At 64.1% G+C, this 20,987-nt stretch carries 20 protein-coding genes, 1 tRNA gene and 1 other RNA gene; 9 read left to right on the forward strand and 13 right to left on the reverse strand.

Translation table 11 applies throughout. The features are described 5' to 3' along the window. Positions 1 to 102: 102 nt before the first annotated feature. Positions 103 to 630 carry a flavin reductase family protein gene (locus AC3ZI9_RS08440; protein WP_096223452.1) on the forward strand — a complete coding sequence of 176 codons (528 nt, stop codon included), beginning with the start codon at positions 103 to 105 and terminating at the stop codon, positions 628 to 630. Here the strand turns inward: AC3ZI9_RS08440 and AC3ZI9_RS08445 are convergent. The 4 genes from AC3ZI9_RS08445 to mptB (AC3ZI9_RS08460) are packed head-to-tail and all read right to left on the reverse strand — an operon-like array spanning position 627 to position 5,913. Further along, on the reverse strand, positions 627 to 1,454 hold the full coding sequence (locus tag AC3ZI9_RS08445; protein ID WP_443411259.1) for a formylglycine-generating enzyme family protein: 828 nt from the start codon (positions 1,452 to 1,454) through the stop codon (positions 627 to 629). The genes AC3ZI9_RS08440 and AC3ZI9_RS08445 overlap by 4 nt on opposite strands. Then, the gene (locus tag AC3ZI9_RS08450; protein ID WP_441380396.1) at positions 1,451 to 2,767 is read right to left on the reverse strand and encodes a glycosyltransferase family 87 protein; all 1,317 of its coding nucleotides are present in this window, start codon (positions 2,765 to 2,767) and stop codon (positions 1,451 to 1,453) included. Before AC3ZI9_RS08450 ends, AC3ZI9_RS08445 begins: the two co-directional genes overlap by 4 nt. After that, positions 2,764 to 4,371 (reverse strand): polyprenol phosphomannose-dependent alpha 1,6 mannosyltransferase MptB, encoded by a 1,608-nt coding sequence (mptB, locus tag AC3ZI9_RS08455; protein WP_441392100.1) that lies wholly within the window; start codon positions 4,369 to 4,371, stop codon positions 2,764 to 2,766. The genes AC3ZI9_RS08450 and mptB (AC3ZI9_RS08455) overlap by 4 nt, the downstream gene beginning before the upstream one ends. Beyond that, the gene (gene mptB, locus AC3ZI9_RS08460; RefSeq protein WP_489923438.1) at positions 4,372 to 5,913 is read right to left on the reverse strand and encodes a polyprenol phosphomannose-dependent alpha 1,6 mannosyltransferase MptB; all 1,542 of its coding nucleotides are present in this window, start codon (positions 5,911 to 5,913) and stop codon (positions 4,372 to 4,374) included. 234 nt (positions 5,914 to 6,147) lie between these two features. Between mptB (AC3ZI9_RS08460) and AC3ZI9_RS08465 the strand changes: the two genes are divergently transcribed. The 4 genes from AC3ZI9_RS08465 (at position 6,148) to def (ending at position 7,933) form a co-directional block, all read left to right on the forward strand. After that, on the forward strand, positions 6,148 to 6,345 hold the full coding sequence (locus AC3ZI9_RS08465; RefSeq protein WP_096223455.1) for a hypothetical protein: 198 nt from the start codon (positions 6,148 to 6,150) through the stop codon (positions 6,343 to 6,345). Between the two features lie 98 nt (positions 6,346 to 6,443). Next, positions 6,444 to 7,061: an oligoribonuclease gene (gene orn, locus AC3ZI9_RS08470; protein WP_489923439.1), complete on the forward strand. Its 618-nt coding sequence runs from the start codon at positions 6,444 to 6,446 to the stop codon at positions 7,059 to 7,061. Between the two features lie 150 nt (positions 7,062 to 7,211). Continuing rightward, positions 7,212 to 7,287, forward strand: a tRNA-His gene (locus tag AC3ZI9_RS08475). A gap of 67 nt (positions 7,288 to 7,354) precedes the next feature. After that, positions 7,355 to 7,933, forward strand: coding sequence for a peptide deformylase (gene def, locus AC3ZI9_RS08480; protein WP_489923440.1), 579 nt, complete (start codon positions 7,355 to 7,357; stop codon positions 7,931 to 7,933). A gap of 84 nt (positions 7,934 to 8,017) precedes the next feature. Here def and AC3ZI9_RS08485 read toward each other — a convergent pair whose 3' ends face one another. The 4 genes from AC3ZI9_RS08485 to AC3ZI9_RS08500 all read right to left on the reverse strand — a co-directional run bounded on the left by AC3ZI9_RS08485 (position 8,018) and on the right by AC3ZI9_RS08500 (position 12,730). After that, complete coding sequence (locus AC3ZI9_RS08485) at positions 8,018 to 8,638, reverse strand: hypothetical protein (RefSeq protein ID WP_489923441.1); 621 nt, start codon at positions 8,636 to 8,638, stop codon at positions 8,018 to 8,020. Between the two features lie 68 nt (positions 8,639 to 8,706). Continuing rightward, positions 8,707 to 10,125 carry a glyceraldehyde-3-phosphate dehydrogenase gene (locus AC3ZI9_RS08490; protein WP_489924029.1) on the reverse strand — a complete coding sequence of 473 codons (1,419 nt, stop codon included), beginning with the start codon at positions 10,123 to 10,125 and terminating at the stop codon, positions 8,707 to 8,709. A gap of 1,113 nt (positions 10,126 to 11,238) precedes the next feature. Then, positions 11,239 to 11,607: RNase P RNA component class A (gene rnpB, locus AC3ZI9_RS08495), an RNA gene on the reverse strand. Between the two features lie 13 nt (positions 11,608 to 11,620). Continuing rightward, complete coding sequence (locus tag AC3ZI9_RS08500; protein ID WP_489923442.1) at positions 11,621 to 12,730, reverse strand: acyltransferase family protein; 1,110 nt, start codon at positions 12,728 to 12,730, stop codon at positions 11,621 to 11,623. 200 nt (positions 12,731 to 12,930) lie between these two features. Here AC3ZI9_RS08500 and AC3ZI9_RS08505 point away from each other — a divergent pair, with 200 nt between their 5' ends. Further along, positions 12,931 to 13,713: a YaaA family protein gene (locus AC3ZI9_RS08505; protein ID WP_443390220.1), complete on the forward strand. Its 783-nt coding sequence runs from the start codon at positions 12,931 to 12,933 to the stop codon at positions 13,711 to 13,713. 16 nt (positions 13,714 to 13,729) lie between these two features. On the opposite strand, the gene AC3ZI9_RS08510 is transcribed toward AC3ZI9_RS08505, so the two are convergent. From AC3ZI9_RS08510 to AC3ZI9_RS08520, 3 genes are read right to left on the reverse strand one after another with little or no spacing between them, the layout of a single operon-like run. Beyond that, the gene (locus tag AC3ZI9_RS08510) at positions 13,730 to 14,116 is read right to left on the reverse strand and encodes a VOC family protein (protein ID WP_489923443.1); all 387 of its coding nucleotides are present in this window, start codon (positions 14,114 to 14,116) and stop codon (positions 13,730 to 13,732) included. A 44-nt stretch (positions 14,117 to 14,160) separates the two neighbouring features. Next, entirely contained in the window at positions 14,161 to 14,898 is a 738-nt protein-coding gene (locus AC3ZI9_RS08515) for a zinc ribbon domain-containing protein (protein WP_443390221.1), read from the reverse strand. A 54-nt stretch (positions 14,899 to 14,952) separates the two neighbouring features. Further along, on the reverse strand, positions 14,953 to 15,948 hold the full coding sequence (locus AC3ZI9_RS08520; RefSeq protein ID WP_096223465.1) for a Nif3-like dinuclear metal center hexameric protein: 996 nt from the start codon (positions 15,946 to 15,948) through the stop codon (positions 14,953 to 14,955). A 187-nt stretch (positions 15,949 to 16,135) separates the two neighbouring features. Here AC3ZI9_RS08520 and msrA point away from each other — a divergent pair, with 187 nt between their 5' ends. From msrA to epsC, 3 genes are all read left to right on the forward strand, one after another. Beyond that, positions 16,136 to 16,660, forward strand: coding sequence for a peptide-methionine (S)-S-oxide reductase MsrA (gene msrA, locus AC3ZI9_RS08525; protein WP_443413998.1), 525 nt, complete (start codon positions 16,136 to 16,138; stop codon positions 16,658 to 16,660). Between the two features lie 71 nt (positions 16,661 to 16,731). Continuing rightward, positions 16,732 to 17,667 carry a cysteine synthase A gene (gene cysK / locus AC3ZI9_RS08530; protein WP_096223466.1) on the forward strand — a complete coding sequence of 312 codons (936 nt, stop codon included), beginning with the start codon at positions 16,732 to 16,734 and terminating at the stop codon, positions 17,665 to 17,667. A 39-nt stretch (positions 17,668 to 17,706) separates the two neighbouring features. After that, positions 17,707 to 18,291 (forward strand): serine O-acetyltransferase EpsC, encoded by a 585-nt coding sequence (gene epsC / locus AC3ZI9_RS08535; RefSeq protein WP_086998077.1) that lies wholly within the window; start codon positions 17,707 to 17,709, stop codon positions 18,289 to 18,291. An 84-nt stretch (positions 18,292 to 18,375) separates the two neighbouring features. Here epsC and AC3ZI9_RS08540 read toward each other — a convergent pair whose 3' ends face one another. Together AC3ZI9_RS08540 and gndA are read right to left on the reverse strand one after the other, a co-directional pair. Next, on the reverse strand, positions 18,376 to 19,380 hold the full coding sequence (locus AC3ZI9_RS08540; RefSeq protein WP_443427884.1) for an aldo/keto reductase family protein: 1,005 nt from the start codon (positions 19,378 to 19,380) through the stop codon (positions 18,376 to 18,378). Between the two features lie 123 nt (positions 19,381 to 19,503). Next, positions 19,504 to 20,940 carry an NADP-dependent phosphogluconate dehydrogenase gene (gndA, locus tag AC3ZI9_RS08545; RefSeq protein ID WP_489923444.1) on the reverse strand — a complete coding sequence of 479 codons (1,437 nt, stop codon included), beginning with the start codon at positions 20,938 to 20,940 and terminating at the stop codon, positions 19,504 to 19,506. Positions 20,941 to 20,987 lie beyond the last annotated feature (47 nt).

Genomic DNA, 20,987 nt, shown 5'->3' on the forward strand with positions numbered 1-20,987 from the left:
TGCAGCGGATCAAGACGTTCGGGTTTGACCTGAACCTAGGTTGAGGTTTTAGGCTCGAGGTGTTCTCGAGGACGTCGTGAACCCGCCGACGAAAGACCATCAATGACAGCCCCCGCCCAGTCCCTGCCAGCGACGCACCCGCAATCGCTCCTCTTCCGGGAGGCCTTCCGCGGGCACCCTGCAGGGCTGGCCGTCATCACCGCAACCGGGCCTGAGGGGCCGGTCGGGCTGACAGCTTCATCGGTCGCCTCGGTATCCGCCGATCCGCCGGCCCTGGTGTTCTCACTCTCGGGGCGGACCACCGCGCCCCTGCTGGCGGCCGCCGACACCGTGCTGGTCCACTTGATGGATGCCGGGCAGGCAGAGACCGTCCGGACCTTCGCCACCCCGGGCAGTGCCCGCTTCACCGAGGATATGGACTGGGAGTTCCTTCCCACCGGTGAGCCCTTATTGCGCCACAGCACCTGGGCGCTGCGTTGTTCGATCACCGACAGGGTCGATGTCGGCTCCTCCCGGGTCATCGTCGCTGCGGTACTGGGGATCCAGGGTCAAGCAACAGGTCATGGCCCGTTGGTCTACCACGACCGGACCTACCACCAGTTATCCGAAGGCTCCAGCCTGCGCGGCTAGGGCTTCAGACCGCGCAAAGGGGTCCACCCCATCGGCAACGGGCCCGCCATGGCGGCCCGGCGGGCGTCGGCTGCGGCACTCCAGCCCTGGCCCAGGTCACTTCCCTCCGGTCCAACGACTCCCCGCACCACCCGAAAACCCACATCCTCAATCCGGGCATCCGGGGCGCTGCCCCGGCGGACCGAGGCCCGGGCACTGTAGTGCGGATCCGCCCAGCCGGCACCGCGCAGGCTCCGGTAGTCGGCGTATCGGGCGGTGTCGGCGTAGTCCCAGCACCATTCCCAGAGGTTGCCGATCATATCGAAAAGTCCAAAAGCATTGGGCTCTTTCGAGGCGACGGGCTGCACTCCGCTGACCTGGTCGGCAGCGGTCCAGGCGATCCGGGTCAGTTCGCCGTAGCGGGGCCCGACGGTGCCGGCCCGGCAGGCGTGTTCCCATTCGGCCTCGGTGGGTAGCCGGTATCCGGTGGAGGAGACGTCCCAGTGCACCTCACGGCCCTCGATCGTGTAGGCGGCGCCGATCCCCTGGGTGGTGGAGGCGGCGTTGCACCACGTCACCGCTTCGAACCAGGTCAGCTGATGGGCCGGGAGCCGGGAGTCGTGGTTTGTCGTCGCGGGATCGGTGACAGGTCCTGGCCGGTGGACCGTCTGCCACTGCGCCCGGGTGACCGTGGTGGCGCCGATGGCGAAGGGCCTCAGGTCCACCTCACGGCGCCCGTTGGTGCGGGCGTCGCGCAGGGTGATCCGCCCGGCCGGGACCTCCCGCAGCGCGAGGGGGTTGCCGTCGTCGTCCTCGGTCAGGGACAGTCCGTCGCTGTGGTTCACCGTCGTCGGGGCAGCACGAACCGATCCGGCATATTTTCCACCGGACCGCCGAGCGGGTCGTCGTCTCCGTCGGCGCGAACGAGATCTCGTTCGGGGTGCCTGATATCCCCAATGATCTTCACGCACAGGTAGATGACCATCGCCATATGCGCGGCGATGCCGGTGCCATAAGCGATTTCAATCCATGCGGTTCCCTGCCCGAAGGTTCCTCCGCTGACGATTTTGGCGCTCATCAGCCAGACGGCCGCCCAGTGGTAGGCCTCCAGCACCTGCCAGAGCAGGAATTCGCGCCAGCGGGGGCGGGCCAGGACGTAGAGCGGGATCAGCCACATCACGAACTGCGGTGAATAGACCTTATTGAGCAGGATGAAGGCGGCGATGATCAAGAAGGCCAGTTGGGCCATCCGGGGGCGACGCTGGGCGGTGAAGCCCAGATAGGCGATCCCCAGGCAGGCCAGCCCGAACAGGGCGTTGGAGAGCAGCGAGAAGCCTTCCCCGTCCAGTCCGGTCCAGGTGAAGGCCAACCACATCGAGGAGAAGCTGATTTCGCGTTCGGAAGAGAACGTGTAGAAACGTGACCATTCATCGAAGGCGGTCAGCATGAAGGGCACGTTGACCACCAGCCAGGCGATCACCGCAGCCGAGAGCGACTTCCAGAAGGCAGACATCTTCCCGCTGCGCCAGCACAACACCAGAATCGCCCCGAAGAGGAAGAAGGGGTACAGCTTCGCTGCGGCCCCCAACCCGAGCAGTATCCCCGCCAGGTAGATGCGTTTGCGCGAGAACGCGAACAGCCCCAGGGTCGCGAACAGCACGGCCCACAGATCCCAGTTCAATTGGCTGGTCAGGATGATCCCCGGCGCCAGGGCGACCATGAGGGCGTCGCGACTGCGTTTGCGGGCGCTATAGGCCACCGCGACGACGATGATCCCCCAGCAGATGAAGGAACCCAAGGAGTTCAGGTCGAAGTAGGCCAGCTGCCGTTCGAGGCTGAAGCCGGTGCCGGGGATCATGAACGCGGTGACCCCGGCGATGACGGCCAGCAGGGCCGGGTATTCCAATGCCTGTTCCTGGGGCAAGCCGGTGAAGAAGGGGAAGAGTTTATCGGCGAGCCCGCGGGTGCCAAAGAGTTCGGAGAAATCCGAATAGCACATGTGGATATGCTGATCGGCCCCGGACCAGCCGTTCACCCGGCACCACTGTTTGCTCAGGACGGCCAGCACCGCCCCGATGACGGTGGCAACCAGCAGCCATCCGATCACCGGCCGGGTGGCTTCGCGGGAGTTGCGCAGGGTGGTCAGTGGTGAAGTCACGACGTGGTGGCCTCGTTTCTGTTCTCGGTGGATTCGGGGCCTGCGCCCCGGGTGAAGATGAATGACGTTTTGGGGTCGGAGAAGACCAGGTAGCCCAGATACAGCAACCCGATCGCCGCAGCGAGCACCCGGACCCAGAGCAGGCTGATCCATTGGGCGACACTGAGTTGGTCGACGACCCCGACCAGGACCAGGACCATGCTTAGGAGGTACCAGAAGCGGGTCCAGCGGCCGCTGTAGACGCGGGTGACCGCGAAGAAGGGAACCAGCCACAGGAGGTACCAGGGCTGGATGATCGGTGCCAGCAGGACGGAGGCCAACAGGGCCAAGGCGCTATAGAGCACCGGTGAGGTGGCGGGTCTGCGGAAGGCCAGCCAGATGGCCAGGGCCAGGGCCACGACCTTGAACCCGGTGTAGACGCCGTTGGCTGTGGAGGACAGGTTCCCCCCTGCTTGTTCGACGAGCCAACCGATGCCCAGCCCCAGCAGTCCCACCGGGGCGTAGGGGAAGGCCGCCGATCCGGCGGAGGCCATCGCCTTGATCCAGCCGAACCAGAGACCAGAGACCCACCCCAGGAACGTGAGCGTCACCCCCGACACCAGTGCCGTATAGGCCCAGGCCCGGATCCTGCTGCCGATCCGGGCCGTGGCGGGCACCATGGCCAAGCCGATGAACGGCAAGGCGAGCACGACAATGGGTTTGATGGCGATGGCTGCACTGACGGCCAAGACCCCGGCGAACCGGCGGCCCTGGTAGACCCAGAGGAACCCGAGCAGCACCCCACCCATCATCAGCGCATCATTATGGACGCCGCCGACCATGGTGAGCAGGAAGAGGGGGTTCGCCAACGAAATCCAGACCGCCCAGGTGGGGTCCGAGCCCAGCCGCTCGGCCAGCCGGGGTACCGCATATAGGCACAACAGCACTCCCCCGACCGCCAGGACGCGGAACAGCAGGACGGCCAGTTCGGGGATGCCACCGGTGATGAAGTAGACGCCCTGGGCGGCGAGCAGGAAGAGCGGCCCGTAGGGGGATGCGGATTCGGCCCAGAGGCTGTCCGAACCCTGGGCGAACCAGCCGGGGAGTTGGGAGATCCAGTTCGCATAGGGGCTTAGTCCGGCATGCATGAGCCGGCCTTGGCCCAGATAGGAATAGACGTCGCGGCTGAAGATGGGGAAGGCGAAAAGCAGTGGCGCAGTCCAGAGCAGGACGGTATTGCGTACCGTCACCACCGAGGCCCTGCTGTTCGGGCCACCGCGCTGACCGAAACGCAACCACGCACGGCACATGATCATTGAACCGAGCGCGAGCAGGATGGTGCACACGATGACCCCTGCCGTTTCCACGCGCAGGGGGTTCAGCACGGTGGTGCGGGCGAACAACGAATCCTGGGACTGAGCCAGCCAGCCGACCCCCCAGGAGCCGACCATGATCATCAGCGAGGCCAAAAATCCTTGGGCCATGGCCACACCGCGTTTGGCCTCGTCGCCGCCGGCCAGCCGATGCAAAATCGGCAGGTGCTCGATGTGATGGCGCAGCCCATAGACCGCCTCGGTGAGCGCTGCGGTACGGGCCCGCGTCCGCCCGTGGTTGCGTCCCACCATTCAGTTGGCTGCCTTGGGCCGTCGCAGGGCAGCCCAGGCGGTCCGCAGAGAATCACGGAAGTCCAGGAAAATATGTTTGGTCCGCGGATCCAGAAACGCCAGATAGGCCATGGCGGCCCAGGAAATGCCGGTGGACAGATGCTTCACCCAGGGGTCCAGCGACCCGAGGAACTGCCAAATGAAGATCTGGTCCGCAGCCCCGAAGGCGACAAAGAACGCCACCGTGAAGTAGACCCAGATGAGCTGCCAGTCATCCCGGATGCCGGTGGCCGCGAAGAAGGGCAACAGCCACAACAGGTACCAGGGTTGGATGATCGGTGAGAGGACGACCAGGGCGGCGAAGGCCAGGGCCAGGCGCTGGACCAGATGGGAGTGGCTGCCGCGGAACATCAGGAACAGCACGACGGCCACCGAGGCCAGTCGGGCGATCACCTTCACCACGCCCAGCACCCACTCCGATTCCAGGCCCAAGGTGTCCAGGATCCCGCTGAAGAAGTTCGTGAACATCCCGACGGGGGCGAAGAAGACGGTGCCGGTCCCGGTCCCCAGCATGACCTTCAGCCAGCCGAAACCGTAGCCGTTGACCCAGCCGATGAGGGCCATGATGCCCAGGCAGAGCGCGAGGGTATAGGCCCAATACAGGAAGCGACGACGCCAGGAGGAACCGGGCCCGGCCCAGAGCAGTCCGATGAACGGCAGGATCACCATGGTGATGGGTTTGATGCCGATGGAAGCGGTGACCAGGACGACGCCGAGTATTCCGCGGCGGGTGGCCGCATAGTAGGTGCCGGCCACGGCGAGGCCCACCATGAGGGCATCGTTATGTGCGCTGGCGATGAAGCTGATCAAGAACAGCGGGTTCGATACGGTGATCCATAGGGCCTTGGCGCCGGGAACCTGGTGCAGATCAGCCAGTTTGGGGACGTAGACCATGCACAGCACGACCCCGGCAAAGGCGACCAGCCGGTAGAGCAGTACCGAGGCATCCGGGGAGGAGCCGGCGACCATGTTCACGAGGCGTTCGATGGTCAGAAAGAGTGGACCATAGGGGGTTTCGGATTCCGCCCAGGTGACGTCGGCACCGAGCTGGAACCAGTTCGACAGGGTGGAGATTCCATCCTCGTAGGGGTCCTGCCCGGCGGTGACCAGCCGGCCTTGTCCGATGTAGGCGAAGACGTCCCGACTAAAGATCGGCAAGCAGAGCAGCAGCGGCGCCCCCCAGGCCCAGCAGGCCTGTCTGACGGTTCGCAGGGAGCCTTCGGCCCAACCGGCGAGTTCCTGCCCCAACCGCAGCCAGGCGCGGAACATGATCCAGCAGCCGACCGTGAGCACGACCGTGGAGGTGATCACCCCCCACTGCTCGGTGCGTACGGCAATGAGCAGGTGGTCCCGGTTCAGCGGTGAGACGCTCGCCAGCCAGCCGATGCCGTAGGAGCCCAGCAGGACCAGCATCGCGCCGATGAAGCCCTGGACCAGGACCGCCCGGGTCCCGTGGTCCATACGGCGGGTCCCCGCACCCGCCTCGACCCTGCTCATCGCCATCGGCTCGTTTCCGTCGTTTGCCCTCTCGGGGCTGCGCCAACCCATCACCGCGGACGCTGAGACGACCGGGCTCCGGGGCCGGCGGCCCGCTCAAATACTCACCCGATGTTAGCATCGCGTCTTCCCCAACAGGCGGCACGACGCCGGATCCCGAGTTCCCCGGCGACGGGACCTAAGGTGGTATCTGCTGCCGGGATCCTCCGGCGGGACAGGTAGCTGACGGAAGAGGCTTCAGTGGGTCGGCACGCATCGAGCGGAGGCAGCACCCCCACCCGGCAGAAGGCTTTGCTGGGATGGGGTCTATTCATCGCCCTTTTGGTGGTGGTCGTCTCTCCCCTGCTGGGGTTGCACGCCCTGGCCGCTGCCGCCCTGGGCGTCACCGCGGGCGTCGTCTTCGTGGTCCTGTATTTCCTCAGTGGCCTGACCACCTAGGACGCCCCACCCCTGCCGATCACCGTGGGGGTCGCCGAATCCGGTAGATTGGGGCTGTGCCTATTTCTGCTGAAAACATTGTGTGGATCGACTGCGAAATGACCGGGCTGAGCCTGGAAGCCGACGCGTTGATCGAAGTTGCCGTCCTGGTTACCGACCCGGAATTGAATATTCTCGGTGAGGGTGTCGATGTCGTCATCAAACCCGAAGCCCAGTCGTTGGAACAGATGAATGACTTTGTGCGCCAGATGCACGTCACCTCGGGGCTGCTCGAGGAACTCGACGCCGGCGTCGACCTGGATACCGCCACCGAGCAGGTCCTCGCCTATATCCGCCAATGGGTCCCCGAGCCGGGCAAGGCCCCGTTGGCTGGAAACACCATCGGCACCGACCGGAACTTCCTGGCCCGTGATATGCCCGGGGTCATCGACCACCTGCACTACCGCGTCATCGACGTCTCCACGATCAAGGAATTGGCCCGGCGCTGGTATGCCCGCGCCTACTTCCAGGCTCCCCCGAAGACCGGGAACCACCGGGCCCTGGGCGACATCCGTGATTCGATCAACGAACTGCGGTACTACCGCAAGGCAGTCATGGTTCCGGCCCCCGGCCCCGATAGCAAGACGGCCAAGGAGGCTGCCCGCTCCGTGGCAGCCGAAAGCGCTGCCCCTGAGGGTTCCGGGGCCGACGCCACGTCGGGCCCCCACACGAACTGAACAACCGCAGGGAGTGATCCCTGCCACAGTTCGGCGCGGGCGTGTCCCCATGTCGCAAGCCCTGCCGAAAGTGTGTAAACTAGTATTCGTTGCCCGGACCTCCCCGGTAGGAATACCGAAGGTGCGGGCACCGCGTTGAGAGACGCAATGGTGGGTATAGCTCAGTTGGCAGAGCGTCTGGTTGTGGTCCAGAAGGTCGCGGGTTCAAGCCCCGTTACTCACCCCATCAGCCGCCCCGGATCATTCCGGGGCGGTTTTTTGTTCGCTGTCATGATCACCAGCAGGAGGCACAGATGCCCGTCCGTCCCGTCGTCGTCTACGGCGAACCCGTCTTGCACTGCCGTGCCGCCGAAGTCACCGCCTTCGACGATGACCTGCGGGCACTGATCGCCGACATGTCAGAGACGATGCACGCCGCCAACGGTGTCGGTCTGGCTGCCCCTCAGATCGGGGTGGGCCTGCGGCTTTTCACCTACACGATGGAGAACGACGACGGGGTCCCCCCCGAAGGGGTGCTGGTGAATCCGCGGATCGTGCTCGGCAAGGTCTCCGGCGCGCAGCCCGACCCCGACGAGGAGGCCGAAGGTTGCCTCTCGGCCCCCGGCCTGTCCTTCCCGCTGAAACGTGCGGACTACGCCCGGGTGATGGGTTACGACGGCGAGGGGAACCAGCTCGACTTCGAGGCGACCGGCTGGTTCGCCCGGATGTTGCAGCACGAATACGACCACCTCGACGGCTACCTCTACGTCGATAAGCTCAATACCAAATGGGCGAAGCGGTGGAAGAAGGCCAAGAAGTCCTTGGACTGGGGCGTTCCGGGGAACTCATGGCTGCCGGGGGTCGATCCCGACCCGTTTGGGCACGATCACTAAGCGCACCTTCAGACCGCCCACGAAAGAGCCGGCGCCCCCCCGACGGGTCGGGGTGGGCGCCGGCTCTTTGGCGCGGGTGTCCGACTACTTCGCCGAGGCCACCTGGAAGACGTCGCCCTTGGCGCGGCACGGCTTGGCCTGTGAGGCCTGGTCCGTGCTCAGGTTGATCTTCTTGCCGGTGAAGGTCACCTGCTGACCCACGCGGATGGAGGTTCCCCCCACCGTCACGGTCGGCTTGCCCTTGCTGTTCAGCGTGGTGTCTTCGGGGAAGACGAGCAGCGTCGGGGGACCCTGCTGATTGACGGCGTGGAAGCAACCATGATCGGCAATGATCAGCTTGGTGTTCAGCGAATCCTTACCGGAAGCGGACGCGCCGGTGGAGACCACGGCAATCTTGTGCTCCTTGTTCTTCACGGTGTCCAAAGCCGACGTGTCCTTGGCCGGGGCGGCCTTCGCGGACTTGGTGGCCGGCGCCGTGGAGGAGGACTTCTCCGCGGTCGCGGTTTCCGACGCCGAGGAGGCAGCACTGCTGCTCACCGGTGCCGAGCTGGAGGCTGCTGCCGAGGTTTCCTGCGTGGCCGGCGCCGACGATGAATCGTCGGAGCTTCCCGTGGAGGAACATCCGGTGGCTGCCAGCAGTACCGCGAATCCGGCGGCGGTGACCCCCAGTGTGCGGCGTGCTCGGCTATCGATCAGACGATCCATGCTCTTGTCCTGTTTCCTGCCCGGTGCGTGGGCTGGTTATCCGGTGCCGCTGATGGCGCCGGTGGTGATTACACGGTGGCTTCTGCCTCGACCGTGATGTCTTCGGTTTTTTCTACTGCGGGGAAAGCCACCGGGTGGGTTCCCGCAAGTTCCTCGATGACGCGAACCACCTGGCAGGAGTAACCGAACTCGTTGTCGTACCAGACGTAGACGACGGCGTTTCGGCCGTTGGCGATGGTCGCCAGCCCGTCGACGATGCCGGCCCGGCGCGAACCGACGAAATCGGTGGAGACGATCTCCGGGGAGTCGATGTAGTCGATCTGCTTATGCAGTTCGGCTCCCAGCGACGTCTGACGCAGGTAGGTGTTCAGCTCTTCCTTGGTGGTGTCCTTCTCCAGGTTCAGGTTCAGGATCGCCATGGAGACATCGGGGGTGGGGACGCGAATCGCGTTTCCGGTCAACTTGCCCTCGAATTCGGGCAGTGCCTTCGACACTGCCTTCGCGGCACCGGTTTCGGTGATGACCATGTTCAACGCCGCCGACCGTCCACGACGGTCTCCCTTATGGAAGTTATCGGTCAGGTTCTGGTCGTTGGTGAACGAGTGGACGGTTTCCACGTGACCGTGGGTGACACCATATTCGTCGTTGATCGCCTTGAGCACCGGGGTGATCGCGTTCGTGGTGCAGGACGCCGCGGAGACGATCGTGTCGTCGGCGGCAATGTCACCGTGGTTGATGCCGTGCACGATGTTCTTCACATCGCCCTTGCCCGGAGCGGTCAGCAGGACCTGGGACACGCCCTTGGCCTTGAGGTGCTGGCCCAGTCCTTCGCGGTCGCGCCAGCGGCCCGTGTTGTCCACAACGATCGCCTTGTCGATGCCGTAGGCGGTGTAGTCCACGGTGGTCGGGTCGTTGGAGTAGATGACCTGGATCAGGGTTCCGTTGGCGAGGATCGTGTTGTTTTCCTCGTCGACGGTGATCGAGCCTTCGAAGGGTCCGTGCACCGAGTCGCGGCGCAACAGCGAGGCGCGTTTGACCAGATCGTTCTCGCCGTTCTTGCGCACCACGATGGCGCGCAGGCGCAGTCCGTAGCCGCCGCGCTCGATCAGGATGCGCGCCAGCAGCCGTCCGATGCGTCCGAAGCCGTAGAGCACGATATCGCGGGATTCGACGTCGGTGCGCCCGGCGCCGCCGGCCTTTTCGGCGAATTCGTCGGCCAGGAAGTCCTGCAGCACGGCGCCGTTGCCCTGTTCGTTGAATTTGCGGGCCAGTCGGGCCAAATCCACCGAGACCGCACCGAGGTCCAGTGCGTCAAGGCCCTGGAGCAGGGGAAGTGTTTGGGAGGGGGAGAGTTCCACGCCGTCAATATGGCGGGCCACCCGGTGGGCCTTGAGGATGTCGATCGGGGATTTGTTGATGAGCTTGCGCCCGTAGATGGAGGTCACCACATTGTTCTTGCGGTAGAGACGCCCAATGAGGGGAATCATGGCCTCGGCGAGTTCCTCGCGGCCGCTCCATTCATTCTGGGCGGCGACAGACTGCTGGGTCACTTTTTGTCCTTCCAATTCAGCCGGCAGGGATCCACTAGCCGGTTGGCACCGCGAAAGCACCATTGCAGATACGGTTGGTTGGGGTCCGAGATTCCTCTCCCCCGGGGCTGAGCCCACCTCCATCCTAGGTTGTTGACCCCCGATCACCGCATTGATGCCGGTGAACTCACTCACATGACCTGCCGAATTCCGGCCCGTAATCTTTCCGCATGCGACAACACATGATCAGCCCGGGGACGGCGCGCCGATAAACAACCCCCATTCGTAAATATATTCGATTACACTTGGAATGGCGGCGCCCCGTCTCTTGCGTCGCCGGCATGGTTCCCCCAGACCGTGCCCATCAACCGACCCTGCCCCTTCACCTCGGGCAGGGTCGGTTGCCCGTTGAGGAGCATCCACCCCATGGTCTTGCACAGACCCCACCCGTCATCTAGGCCGCGAAGGGGCACTGCGCGCCTACACTGGCGGAAGGTCCGGCATGTAGCCGTCAACCGACAACTGACTGGGGAGTTATGAGAATCGGGGACTTATCCCGCGAGCACCGTCACCTGGGAGTGGTTTTTCTCGATGAGACGATGGCCATCAACGGGACGTTGGAGTATTTCAGGGCTATTTGGGTCGGCAACGAATATCGGCAGGTGCTAACCATTAGTGGCTGGGTTTCACCGCCACTGTCATTGGATGCAGAGATCGAAGTCCAAGAACCCCACACCGGCCCACTGGCTGCCAGCGTAGAGATCACGTCATGAGGCGCGCAGCGGAGCACCACCGCACACACTAGAACATACTTTCGACTATGGTTAAACCTCGCCAACCACCGGGGAGGACACCATCAATAAGGTCGACGTCGCTCAAGCGTTGCGGATCCTCAACTCGGATTTGGCCAGCGGGGGTCGCCAACACCATCTCAAGCGGGCCCTGATGCCGGGCGACTACCCGCCACAGATCCATCCCGATGACTGGGAACCAGATGACGAGTCCGATCGCAGTCCCGTCCAACCCGAATGAGCTCGGCCGCCGAACGTGGCGGGACGTGGTGGATCATAGGGGACGGGATGGCCTGTACGCCGGGTTCTGTACCGGCAGCGGTTACCCGATTGCCGGTGACGATCATCCATCTAGGAGCACCGTTGCCGATGCCCTCACGCGGCCTACCCGACTACTGGGGCGAACAGCCCTCATACGCAGCCTGTCTGGCCTTGCTCCGGGTGGGGTTTACCGAGCCGCCCCAGTCACCTGGGGCGCTGGTGGTCTCTTACACCACCTTTTCACCCTGACCCGCACGAGGCGGGCGGTCTGTTTTCTGTGGCACTATCCTGCGGGTTTCCCCGAGTGGGCGTTACCCACCACCCTGTTCTGTGGAGCCCGGACGTTCCTCGGGCCGCTTGCGCGACACGCGATCGTCCAGCCATCCCGTCCGCCGAATAGTCTACCGTGCTCCGGGTCTGGTCTGGGCGGCGACACCTACGTGTCGATCGTCGGCCCCCTCCGAGACGTGCGGCTCCTCGGCTCGCAGTGGTTCTTTGTCTGGCCCGGGGTAGACAGGCTGTGCTCGGCCGGTGCCTGCCACCGGACTGGATGGCGACACCTTCTCGATGAGGGGCAGCAGGAGGGTGCCGATGCGGCCAATCGCCTGGTGGACCGGCTGCATCGAGGCAAGCAACGCAATTCCTGCCATGAGGATCACGTAGATCACCACGGCTTCGTATCTGTTGTCCTCCGCCATGATCTTCGCGTACCGCGCCACGGCAAGTATCGCGAAGCCATGGAGCAGGAAAATGGAGAGGCTCCGCTGGCCAAACCTGACCAGCAGGCCGGGGTCGCGGGGAACCAGGACCAGCAGACCGGCGGTGAGCACCACGGCACAGATCTGTAGCACGAGTCGATAGATGACACCCGTGGGATCGGAAACATCCAGGACGTCGTAGCCCCTGCTCCCGTAGAACCACTTGTGGTTCGGCGCCCAATACAGCAAGAAGCCGAACGTGAGCAGTGCCGAGACTGCCACCACTACCCGGCCCCTCCCCAGCAATCGGGAAAGGTAGGCCAGAATAGGCTTGCCGTAGGTGAAACCGAGCACGAAGAACGGGAGGAAGACCAGGGTCCGGGAGGCGCTGTAGGGGTAATCGAGCACGTCGATCATTCCGGATGCCAGCGAAATGAGGACTGAAAGAATAAGGCTCGTGCGGGGAATTTTCGCGATCAGCGGGGTCAGCACCGTCCACACGGTCATGGAGAGCAAGAACCAGAGGATCCAGTAGGGCCTCTCCCAGGAGAAGGTTGCGTCGGAACCCATTACCCACCGAGCCAGGAAATAAGCGACCTGGAAAACGACCAACAGGGTCAAAAACTGGGTGCAGCGCTGGAGGATTCCACGGGGTTTGGAAGTGATCCCGGCGAGGAAGACGAAGGCCGGCATATGGAAGGCATAGATCCCGGTAATCAACGCCTTGGTGACGAAACCGTCCTGCGGATCGGAACGGGCCAGCAAGTGCCCCAGGATCACCAAGAGGATCAAGATTCCCTTGGAAGCGTCCAAGACCGGGTCTCTACGGGTTGGAGGGGTAACCATCATGTACTGCATTTTCCTGACGACAACCGGTTGGGCATGACACCCCCCACTCATCCGTGGAACCCGGACATTCCATGGACCGATTGCGCGACGGAAGACCGTACGAGCGTCCCGCCCCGGCAGTCTACCGTGCTCCGAGCTGCCGGGGGCGCAGCTAGGATCGATGGGTGCTTATTTTGCTCCCGCCTTCCGAAGGAAAGAAGCCTGCCGCCGCGGGCCTCGCGTACGACGCCGATTCTCTGAGTTTTCCCGAACTCACAGGTGATCGTGCAGCAGTGCTTCAGGCCCTTGCCGCTGTCTCGGCCGAAGACGATGCCCTGAGCGTCTTGGGTGTGGGAGCCTCACTGGCCGGGGAAGTAACCCGCAATATTGCCCTCCACCAGGAACCGGCTGCTCCGGCTCACGAGGTCTACACCGGTGTGCTCTTCGAGGCGTTGGGCTACCGCACGCTGACCCCGGCCCAGCAACGCAGGGCGGATGCCTCCGTCGTGGTGGTCTCCGCCTTATGGGGCGCCGTGGGCTTCGCCGACCGGATTCCCGCCTATCGGCTGTCAATGTCGGTGAAGCTCCCGGGGATCGGAAAGCTGGCCAGCTGGTGGAAGACCCGGCTGAACCCGGTGTTGGGTGATCGTGCTGGCCAAGAGTTGGTGATCGACTGCCGTTCGAGCACCTATGCCGCTGCCTTCGCTCCCCCGCCGCAGAACACGGTGGCCGTTTCGGTGTTCCAGCTACGCGGGGGCCAGCGCAAGGTCGTCTCGCATTTCGCCAAGCACACCCGTGGCGAGGTGGCCCGCCATGTTCTGGCCCGACGAAGCACACCCGGCACTCCGGAAGCCCTGCTGAAGGCCGTCCAGGAGAGGTGGGATGCCGAGTTGGTTCCCGCCACCGCCAAGAAGGCCCACCAGCTGAACATCATCCTGCCGGAAGACCATAGCTTCGCCACCACATAATCCCGCAGCCGCAGGATCAGCGCCTGGGGGCTTCGCCCTCTGCCACCAGTTCGATTTCGAAACCGTCCGCGTTCTGCAGATACGCGGCGTAGTGGTCGGGTCCGCCCGCGTGGGGGTGCAGCTCGGCGAACATCAGGGTGAATCCCCGCCCCACGGAGGCACGGGTAAGCGCTTCAACATTTTCGGGGGTTCCAGCACAGAACGCCAGATGATTCAGCCCGGGACGCCGGCGTTCATGCACGGTTCCCAACACATCCGGACTTGATTCGAGGACCAAATACTCCCCCGCACCCTGCCAACTCGCGCCGCCTGACCATTCCTCGGCACGCACGTAGCCGAGGGATTCGAAGATCCAGCCGAGCGTCGTGGTGGCCTGCTCCAGATCAGCGACCCATATCTCCACATGGTGCAGCCGCCCCCGCGGAACCGGTCTGCGGGTGTTTTGTTCTACTTCCACTCGGGCGAGCGAACCAAGATGACGCCCGAGTCGGGGCAGGAGACGACATCGTCCTCGGCCGCAGCACGAATCTCGGCCAAGTCACCGGCAGCTAGTTGCATGCCGGATCCTTCCGAGGTGCCGTGGAAGAGGCGAGCGGCACCGATACCGCGCTGTGCCAAACGCTTTTCATACATTCCCACCAGGGTCGAGTCAATGCGTCCGGCCAGTTCGGTACGCTCGGTCACCAGCGTGGCACGCTCGGCGGCCAACTCCTCAGCCTTGTCATCTCGGGCGCGTTCGAGCTGGGCTAGTTGGGCCGCGGTTCCGTCGGCCGAGGCTGTGACCCCTTCGAGCCTGCCGGCCACTTCCTCGGCAGTTTCCATCAGTTCCAGCTCGGTGGTCTCGAGTTCTCCGCGCTTCAGCGTCAAGGAGTCGATCTCATGTTGGAGGGCCATCATGTCCCGTGCGGTGCCACGGCCAGCCTCGATTTGGGCGCGATCCTTCTCGATCCGGGCCTGCACCTTCTCGGTCTGATGCTCAATATCGGTCAAGGCATGTTGGGCGGCAGCAGATTCCTCGGCCACTTCTCGGCGGGCGGCCTCGGCTTCGGCCACGGTTTCGCCGGCGGCGATAATCTCCGGGTCGGAGGCCAGAACCTTCACGGCGCGGTCGATCTTCACGATCTTCGAGTCCAGTGCCTGCAGGTCCAACAGCAGCAGCTGGTCGGCGGGTGATGCCTTGGCCATCGGTGATTCTCCTCGTGCTCGGTGGCTCCCCAGCCTACTGCCCACCGGCGCCGATCAGTCCCCGGGGGTGAGGATGAAATCCCAGGGGTCGGTATTGATCGAGCTGACACCGATCTCCAGGATGAAGTTCTGGTCGATGAGCACGTTGTAGAGGCCTTCGGCGGCGGCCGGAAGCCACAGCCATTCACCGGCGAAGTGGGAGATGTCCACGAGGTAGGGCCGGTCTTCCACGGCGGCCTCGCGTGCTTCGGAAGCCGGGTGGTGGCGCAGATCGGCGGTGACGAACACGTCGGCCCGGGCCGCCCGCACCGCGTCGAAGAGGCTGTCCCCGGCGCCGCCGCAGACGGCCACCGTGCTCACGATCCCGTCACGGTCCCCGGCCACGCGCACACCTCCTGCGACAGCTGGCAGTGCGCCGAACACTCGGGAGGCGAAATCGGAGAGGGCCAATGCGTCCGGAAGGGTGCCGACCCGGCCAAGCCCTTCTTCGGGAAGGCCTTCGGAGGCCGCCACCAAGGGGGTGACGTTGGTGAGTCCGAGAATATCGGCGAGGACGTCGGAGACCCCTCCCACCGCTGAGTCGCCGTTGGTGTGAACGGTGACCAAGGCACACTGGTTTTCAATGAGCTCGTGGATGACTTCGCCCTTGAACTGGTCAGCAGCCACCGATTTCACTCCACGCAGCAGCAAGGGGTGATGGGTGATCAGCAGGTCTGCTCCACGGGCGATGGCGTCGCGGACCACCTCGAGCGTCGGATCCACTGCGAAGATGATGCGCCGTATCGGACGTTCGACCCGGCCGGCGACGAGGCCGACGGCGTCCCAGTCTTCGGCCAACGAGGCCGGCCAGAGCTCTTCGATCGCCACCAGGACCTCTCCCAGGGTAGGAACGGTGGCTCCGGGCCGGGGTTCGGGGGCGACCACGGCGCGCGTATCCTGCGCCCCGCCCTCGACGACCTCCACGGCTTCTTCACCCTCGGGGGCGTTGTCCGTCACGGTCGTCTCGCCTTCCGGGGAGTCCTGCGGCGTTTTATCCTGATCATTGCGCATGCTCCTACCGTAGTCCGAGACGAGTCAAATGAGCGTCAACTGGGCCCGGTTACCCTGACCGCGAAGACCTTCGGGAATGAATGAGCCTCTGCGCGCATTGACCATGAATGTGAATAGCGAGTCAGCAATCCCCACGTCAGAGACGCAGTTCGGTCCGTCCGATTCCGCCGTATTACCGGACCATGGCATCCACACCTTCATCCTCGGTGCCGGATGCTTCTGGTGCATGGACACGATCTACCGCAAGACCATCGGCGTTTCATCGGTGGTCTCCGGATACATCGGTGGGCACACCCCGAACCCGAACTACCGTGACGTCTGTAGCGGAACCACCGGACATGCCGAGGCGGTCGCCGTAACATTCGATGCCGCCGTCGTCCCCGCCGACGTCATCTTGGACATGTTCTTTACCGGGCACAACCCCACGACCTTGAACCGTCAGGGCTACGACGTCGGCACCCAATACCGTTCGGCCATGTTCTACACCGATGCCCGGCAACGGGAGTTCTTTGAGGCGTCCCTGCGGCGAAACCAAGAGAATTGGGATGATCCGATCGTCACCGAGATCGTCCCCGCCCCGTACTTCCACGATGCCGAACCGATCCACCAGGATTTCTACGCCATGAACCCCTACGAGGGCTACTGCCAGGTCATCATCAACCCCAAGTTGGCCAAAGCGAGGAAATATTACTCCCAGTGGCTGACCGAATAAACCGTGATTCGGCACCTCGATAGGCTAGAACACCAACGAACCCCTCATTTCCTACCGAAAGCAGGACGCTGATGGCACAGATTTATAATGACGTGACCGAACTGGTCGGACGCACTCCCCTGGTCCGCCTGAACCGGATGGCCGAAGGCCTGCCCGCCCAGGTCGCTGTCAAACTGGAGTTCTATAACCCGGCCAACAGCGTCAAGGATCGCATCGGGGTGGCCATCGTCGACGCCGCCGAGCAAGCCGGCGCGTTGAAGCCCGGTGGCACCATCGTCGAGGGCACCTCAGGTAACACCGGCATCGCCTTGGCCATGGTCGGCGCTGCCCGCGGTTACCGTGTCATCCTCACAATGCCCGAAACGATGTCCACCGAGCGCCGGGTCATGCTGCGAGCCTACGGAGCTGAAATCATTCTGACGCCCGGCTCAGAGGGCATGCGCGGATCGGTGGAAAAAGCCAAGGAGATCGTCGCCCATACCGAAAACGCCATCTGGGCCCAGCAGTTCGCCAACCAGGCGAATCCGGCGATCCACCGCAAGACCACCGGCCAGGAAATCTGGGACGATACCGATGGCGAGGTCGACGTCTTCGTTGCCGGTGTGGGAACCGGGGGCACCGTCACCGGTGCCGGCAATCTCCTGAAGGAACTCAAGCCTGCTGTACAGGTCGTCGCCGTGGAGCCGAAGGATTCGGCCATCCTCACCGGCGGCGCACCCGGCCCGCATAAAATCCAGGGCCTGGGCGCGAACTTTGTTCCGGAAGTGCTCGACACCAAGGTCTACGACGAGGTGTTCGACGCGACCATGGAGGATTCGGTCCGGGTGGCTCGCGAACTGGGCACGAAGGAAGGCATTCTGGGCGGTATCAGCTCGGGAGCGATCGTTTGGGCCGCCCTGGAACTGGCCAAACGCCCAGAGAATGCTGGGAAGCTCATCGTCGCCATCGTCTGCGACTTTGGCGAACGGTACATCTCCACGCCACTGTACGACGACATCCGCGGATAGCGGCAGCACCTGCAGGGCAACCACCAGCAAAGGTTTCGTGTGACTTTCCTATCCCGCCTCCAAGAAGACCTCGAAGGGGCGCGCGCCCATGACCCAGCGGCACGTGGGAATGCAGAGAACGCGTTGGCCTATTCGGGCCTGCATGCCATCTGGGTGCACCGCCTGACCCACCGGCTCTGGCAGAACCCTGCGCTGCGACTACCGGCGCGGCTCATCTCCCAGGTGGCCCGGTTCGCCACGGGTATCGAGATCCATCCGGGGGCCACCCTGGGCCATCGGTTCTTTATCGACCACGGCATGGGGGTCGTCATCGGTGAAACCGCCGAGATCGGCGACGACGTGATGATCTACCACGGAGTAACCCTCGGTGGCCGGTCATTGGCGAAGGTCAAGCGCCACCCGACCATTGGGGACCGGGTGGTGATCGGTGCCGGGGCGAAAGTCCTGGGACCGATCACCATCGGCGCCGATTCCGCGATTGGCGCCAATGCCGTGGTGGTCAAGGATGCTCCGGCCGATTCGATCATCACCGGTATCCCGGCGACCAACCGGCCACGGCAACCCCAGGAGCATCAGCCGGCCGTGGATCCAGCCGAATACATCGACCCGGCCATGTGGATCTGAGACCTTCCCCGGTCACCCGAGGACGAACGGTCCGGGACCCGCAGCGTGTCACTGCCGGTCCCGGACCGTTCCTCTGTGTCCGCGCTAAGCGGGCCGCTGTTCGGGGCTGACCGTCTTGGCCGGATCACGCTCGATGGAATCGCCGAGCACCTCATCGATCCGGCTCATGAGTTCGGCGGGGATGCGCACGCCGGAGGCCTTCACGTTTTCTGCGACTTGTTCGGGACGTGAAGCCCCAACCAAGGCGGTGGCCACGTTCTCATTTTGTAGCACCCAAGCGATGGCCAGTTGGGACATCTTCAAACCCAGTTCATCGGCAATCGGCCGCAGCTGTTGGACCCGGGTGAGGACCTCCTCGCTCATGAAGCCTGAGATGGTGTTCTTCCCGCCCTTCTCATCCGTGGCACGACTGCCTTCCGGCGCCGGTTGTCCGGGACGGTATTTACCGGAGAGGACGCCCTGGGCCATGGGCGACCAGACGACCTGGGACAGACCCAATTCCTTGGAAGCCGGGACAACTTCGTCCTCGATGACCCGCCACAACGCAGAGTACTGCGGTTGGTTGGACACCAGCGAGAACCCGGCCTCCTTCGCGAGGCGCTGCCCCTCACGCAATTGGTCAGCGGACCATTCGGAGACCCCGATGTACAGGGCCTTCCCGGTCCGGACGACGTCGGCGAAGGCCTGGATGGTCTCCTCCAACGGCGTCTGGTGGTCGTAGCGGTGCGCCTGATACAGGTCGACGTAGTCCATGCCCAACCGGCTCAGCGAACCGTTGATGCCCTCCATGATGTGCTTGCGGGACAGTCCGACGTCGTTGGGCCCCTTGGGTCCGACCGGCCAGTAGACCTTGGTGAAGATCTCCAGCGATTCACGCCGCTGGTCCTTCAACGCGTCACCCAGTACCTTCTCGGCGGCGCCGTTGGCGTAGGCATCCGCAGTGTCGAAGGTGGTGATCCCTGCGTCGAGGGCCGCCTGGACGCATTGGGAGGCGACATCGTTCACGACCTGGGACCCGTGGGTGAGCCAGTTGCCGTACGTGATTTCGGTGATTTTGAGCCCCGAGGCTCCGAGGAATCTGTAATCCATGTCCTCAGCCTATGCCCGGGGGCCACCAGCAGAACAGGGCACGACGGTGAAACCGGGAACGGTTCCCTCGTCGCGCCCTGAGACGGAACAGGTCGGCCTGTACTCCGTCGGGTGCTGCTTTTGTTAGTGCGTCGAGACGGCTTCGATCTCGGTCTTGTCACCGCTCCACTGGGTGTGGAAGGTCCCTTCGGCGTCCATCCGGTTGTAGGTGTGGGCGCCGAAGAGGTCGCGCAGCCCCTGGGTCAGCGCTGCGGGCAGCCGCTTGCGGCGCAGACCGTCGTAGTAGGCCAGCGAAGAGGAGAACACCGGTACCGGGATGCCCAGGGAAACTGCCGTCGAGACCACGCGTCGCCAGGCCGGGACGGCGCCGGCAATGGCCTCCGAGAAGGCCGGCGCGAAGAGCAGGTTGGCCGGCTGATCGTCCGAGGCGTAGGCCTTCATGATGTCGGCCAGCAGTTCGGCACGGATGATGCAGCCACCGCGCCAGAGCGAGGCGATTTCGTCGAGCTTCAGATCCCAGTCGTATTCGGTGGCCGCCGCGGTGAGCATATCCAGGCCCTGGGCGTAGGAGACGAGCTTGGAGGCGAAGAGGGCCTGACGGACGTCCTCAACGAAGTCGTCCCCGAGGGTGACGTCCTGCTCGTGTCCGGCCAACACCTCTTGGGCGATGGCCCGCTGGTCGCGCTGGGAAGACAGGCCACGAGCGAACACCGATTCGGCGATGGCCGAGGTGGGCGATCCCAGATCCAGGGCTGACTGCACGGTCCAGCGCCCGGTGCCCTTCTGCCCCGCGGAGTCGACGATGACATCCACGAGCGGCTTGCCGGTCTTGGCGTCCTGGTGGGCCAGCACCTCTGCGGTGATTTCGATGAGGAAGGACGCCAAGTTACCTTCGTTCCATTCCTTGAAGATCTTGGCCTGATCCGCTGGTTCGATGCCGGCGCCGGAGCGCAGCAGGTCGAAGGCCTCACCGATGACCTGCATATCCGCGTATTCGATGCCGTTGTGGACCATCTTCACGAAGTGGCCGGCGCCGTCGGTGCCGATCCAGGCGCAGCACGGATCGCCGTCGACATGGGCCGAGATCTTTTCGAGCATCGGGCCCAGCGCCTGATAGGACTCCTCGGAGCCACCGGGCATGATGGACGGGCCCAACAGGGCGCCTTCCTCGCCGCCGGAGACGCCGATCCCCACGAAATGCAGATCCTTCTTCGCCAGGGCTGCTTCACGACGGCGGGTGTCCTGGAAGTTCGAGTTGCCGCCGTCGATGACGATGTCACCGGCTTCGAGCAGCGGAACCAACGAGTCGATGACGGAGTCCACGGGTGCGCCGGCCTTGACCATGAGCAGCACGCGGCGCGGGGTCTCCAGCGACTCGACGAGCTCCTCCATGGTGTCGGTGCGGATGAAGTCGCCGTCGTCGCCGTGTTCCTTCAGCAAGGCGTCGGTCTTCTCGATCGATCGGTTGTGCAGGGCCACCGTGTAGCCGTTGCGGGCGAAATTGCGAGCGAGGTTCGCGCCCATGACCGCTAGGCCGGTGACGCCGATTTGTGCCTTCATCAGGACTCCATCCATTGGAAACAAGACGAGCTGGTGCCCCGGCACAC

Source organism: Arthrobacter sp. AOP36-F1-5 (genome assembly GCF_058137995.1).

What these genes read in the sequence shown, in the direction of transcription:
- AC3ZI9_RS08440 (WP_096223452.1), top strand. Translation starts at nt 103, where the DNA reads ATGACAGCCCCCGCCCAGTCCCTGCCAGCGACGCACCCGCAATCGCTC.
- mptB (WP_441392100.1), bottom strand. Translation starts at nt 4,371, where the DNA reads ATGGTGGGACGCAACCACGGGCGGACGCGGGCCCGTACCGCAGCGCTC.
- mptB (WP_489923438.1), bottom strand. Translation starts at nt 5,913, where the DNA reads ATGGCGATGAGCAGGGTCGAGGCGGGTGCGGGGACCCGCCGTATGGAC.
- orn (WP_489923439.1), top strand. Translation starts at nt 6,444, where the DNA reads ATGACCGGGCTGAGCCTGGAAGCCGACGCGTTGATCGAAGTTGCCGTC.
- def (WP_489923440.1), top strand. Translation starts at nt 7,355, where the DNA reads ATGCCCGTCCGTCCCGTCGTCGTCTACGGCGAACCCGTCTTGCACTGC.
- AC3ZI9_RS08485 (WP_489923441.1), bottom strand. Translation starts at nt 8,638, where the DNA reads ATGGATCGTCTGATCGATAGCCGAGCACGCCGCACACTGGGGGTCACC.
- AC3ZI9_RS08490 (WP_489924029.1), bottom strand. Translation starts at nt 10,125, where the DNA reads ATGATTCCCCTCATTGGGCGTCTCTACCGCAAGAACAATGTGGTGACC.
- AC3ZI9_RS08515 (WP_443390221.1), bottom strand. Translation starts at nt 14,898, where the DNA reads ATGGCCAAGGCATCACCCGCCGACCAGCTGCTGCTGTTGGACCTGCAG.
- AC3ZI9_RS08520 (WP_096223465.1), bottom strand. Translation starts at nt 15,948, where the DNA reads ATGCGCAATGATCAGGATAAAACGCCGCAGGACTCCCCGGAAGGCGAG.
- cysK (WP_096223466.1), top strand. Translation starts at nt 16,732, where the DNA reads ATGGCACAGATTTATAATGACGTGACCGAACTGGTCGGACGCACTCCC.
- AC3ZI9_RS08540 (WP_443427884.1), bottom strand. Translation starts at nt 19,380, where the DNA reads ATGGATTACAGATTCCTCGGAGCCTCGGGGCTCAAAATCACCGAAATC.
- gndA (WP_489923444.1), bottom strand. Translation starts at nt 20,940, where the DNA reads ATGAAGGCACAAATCGGCGTCACCGGCCTAGCGGTCATGGGCGCGAAC.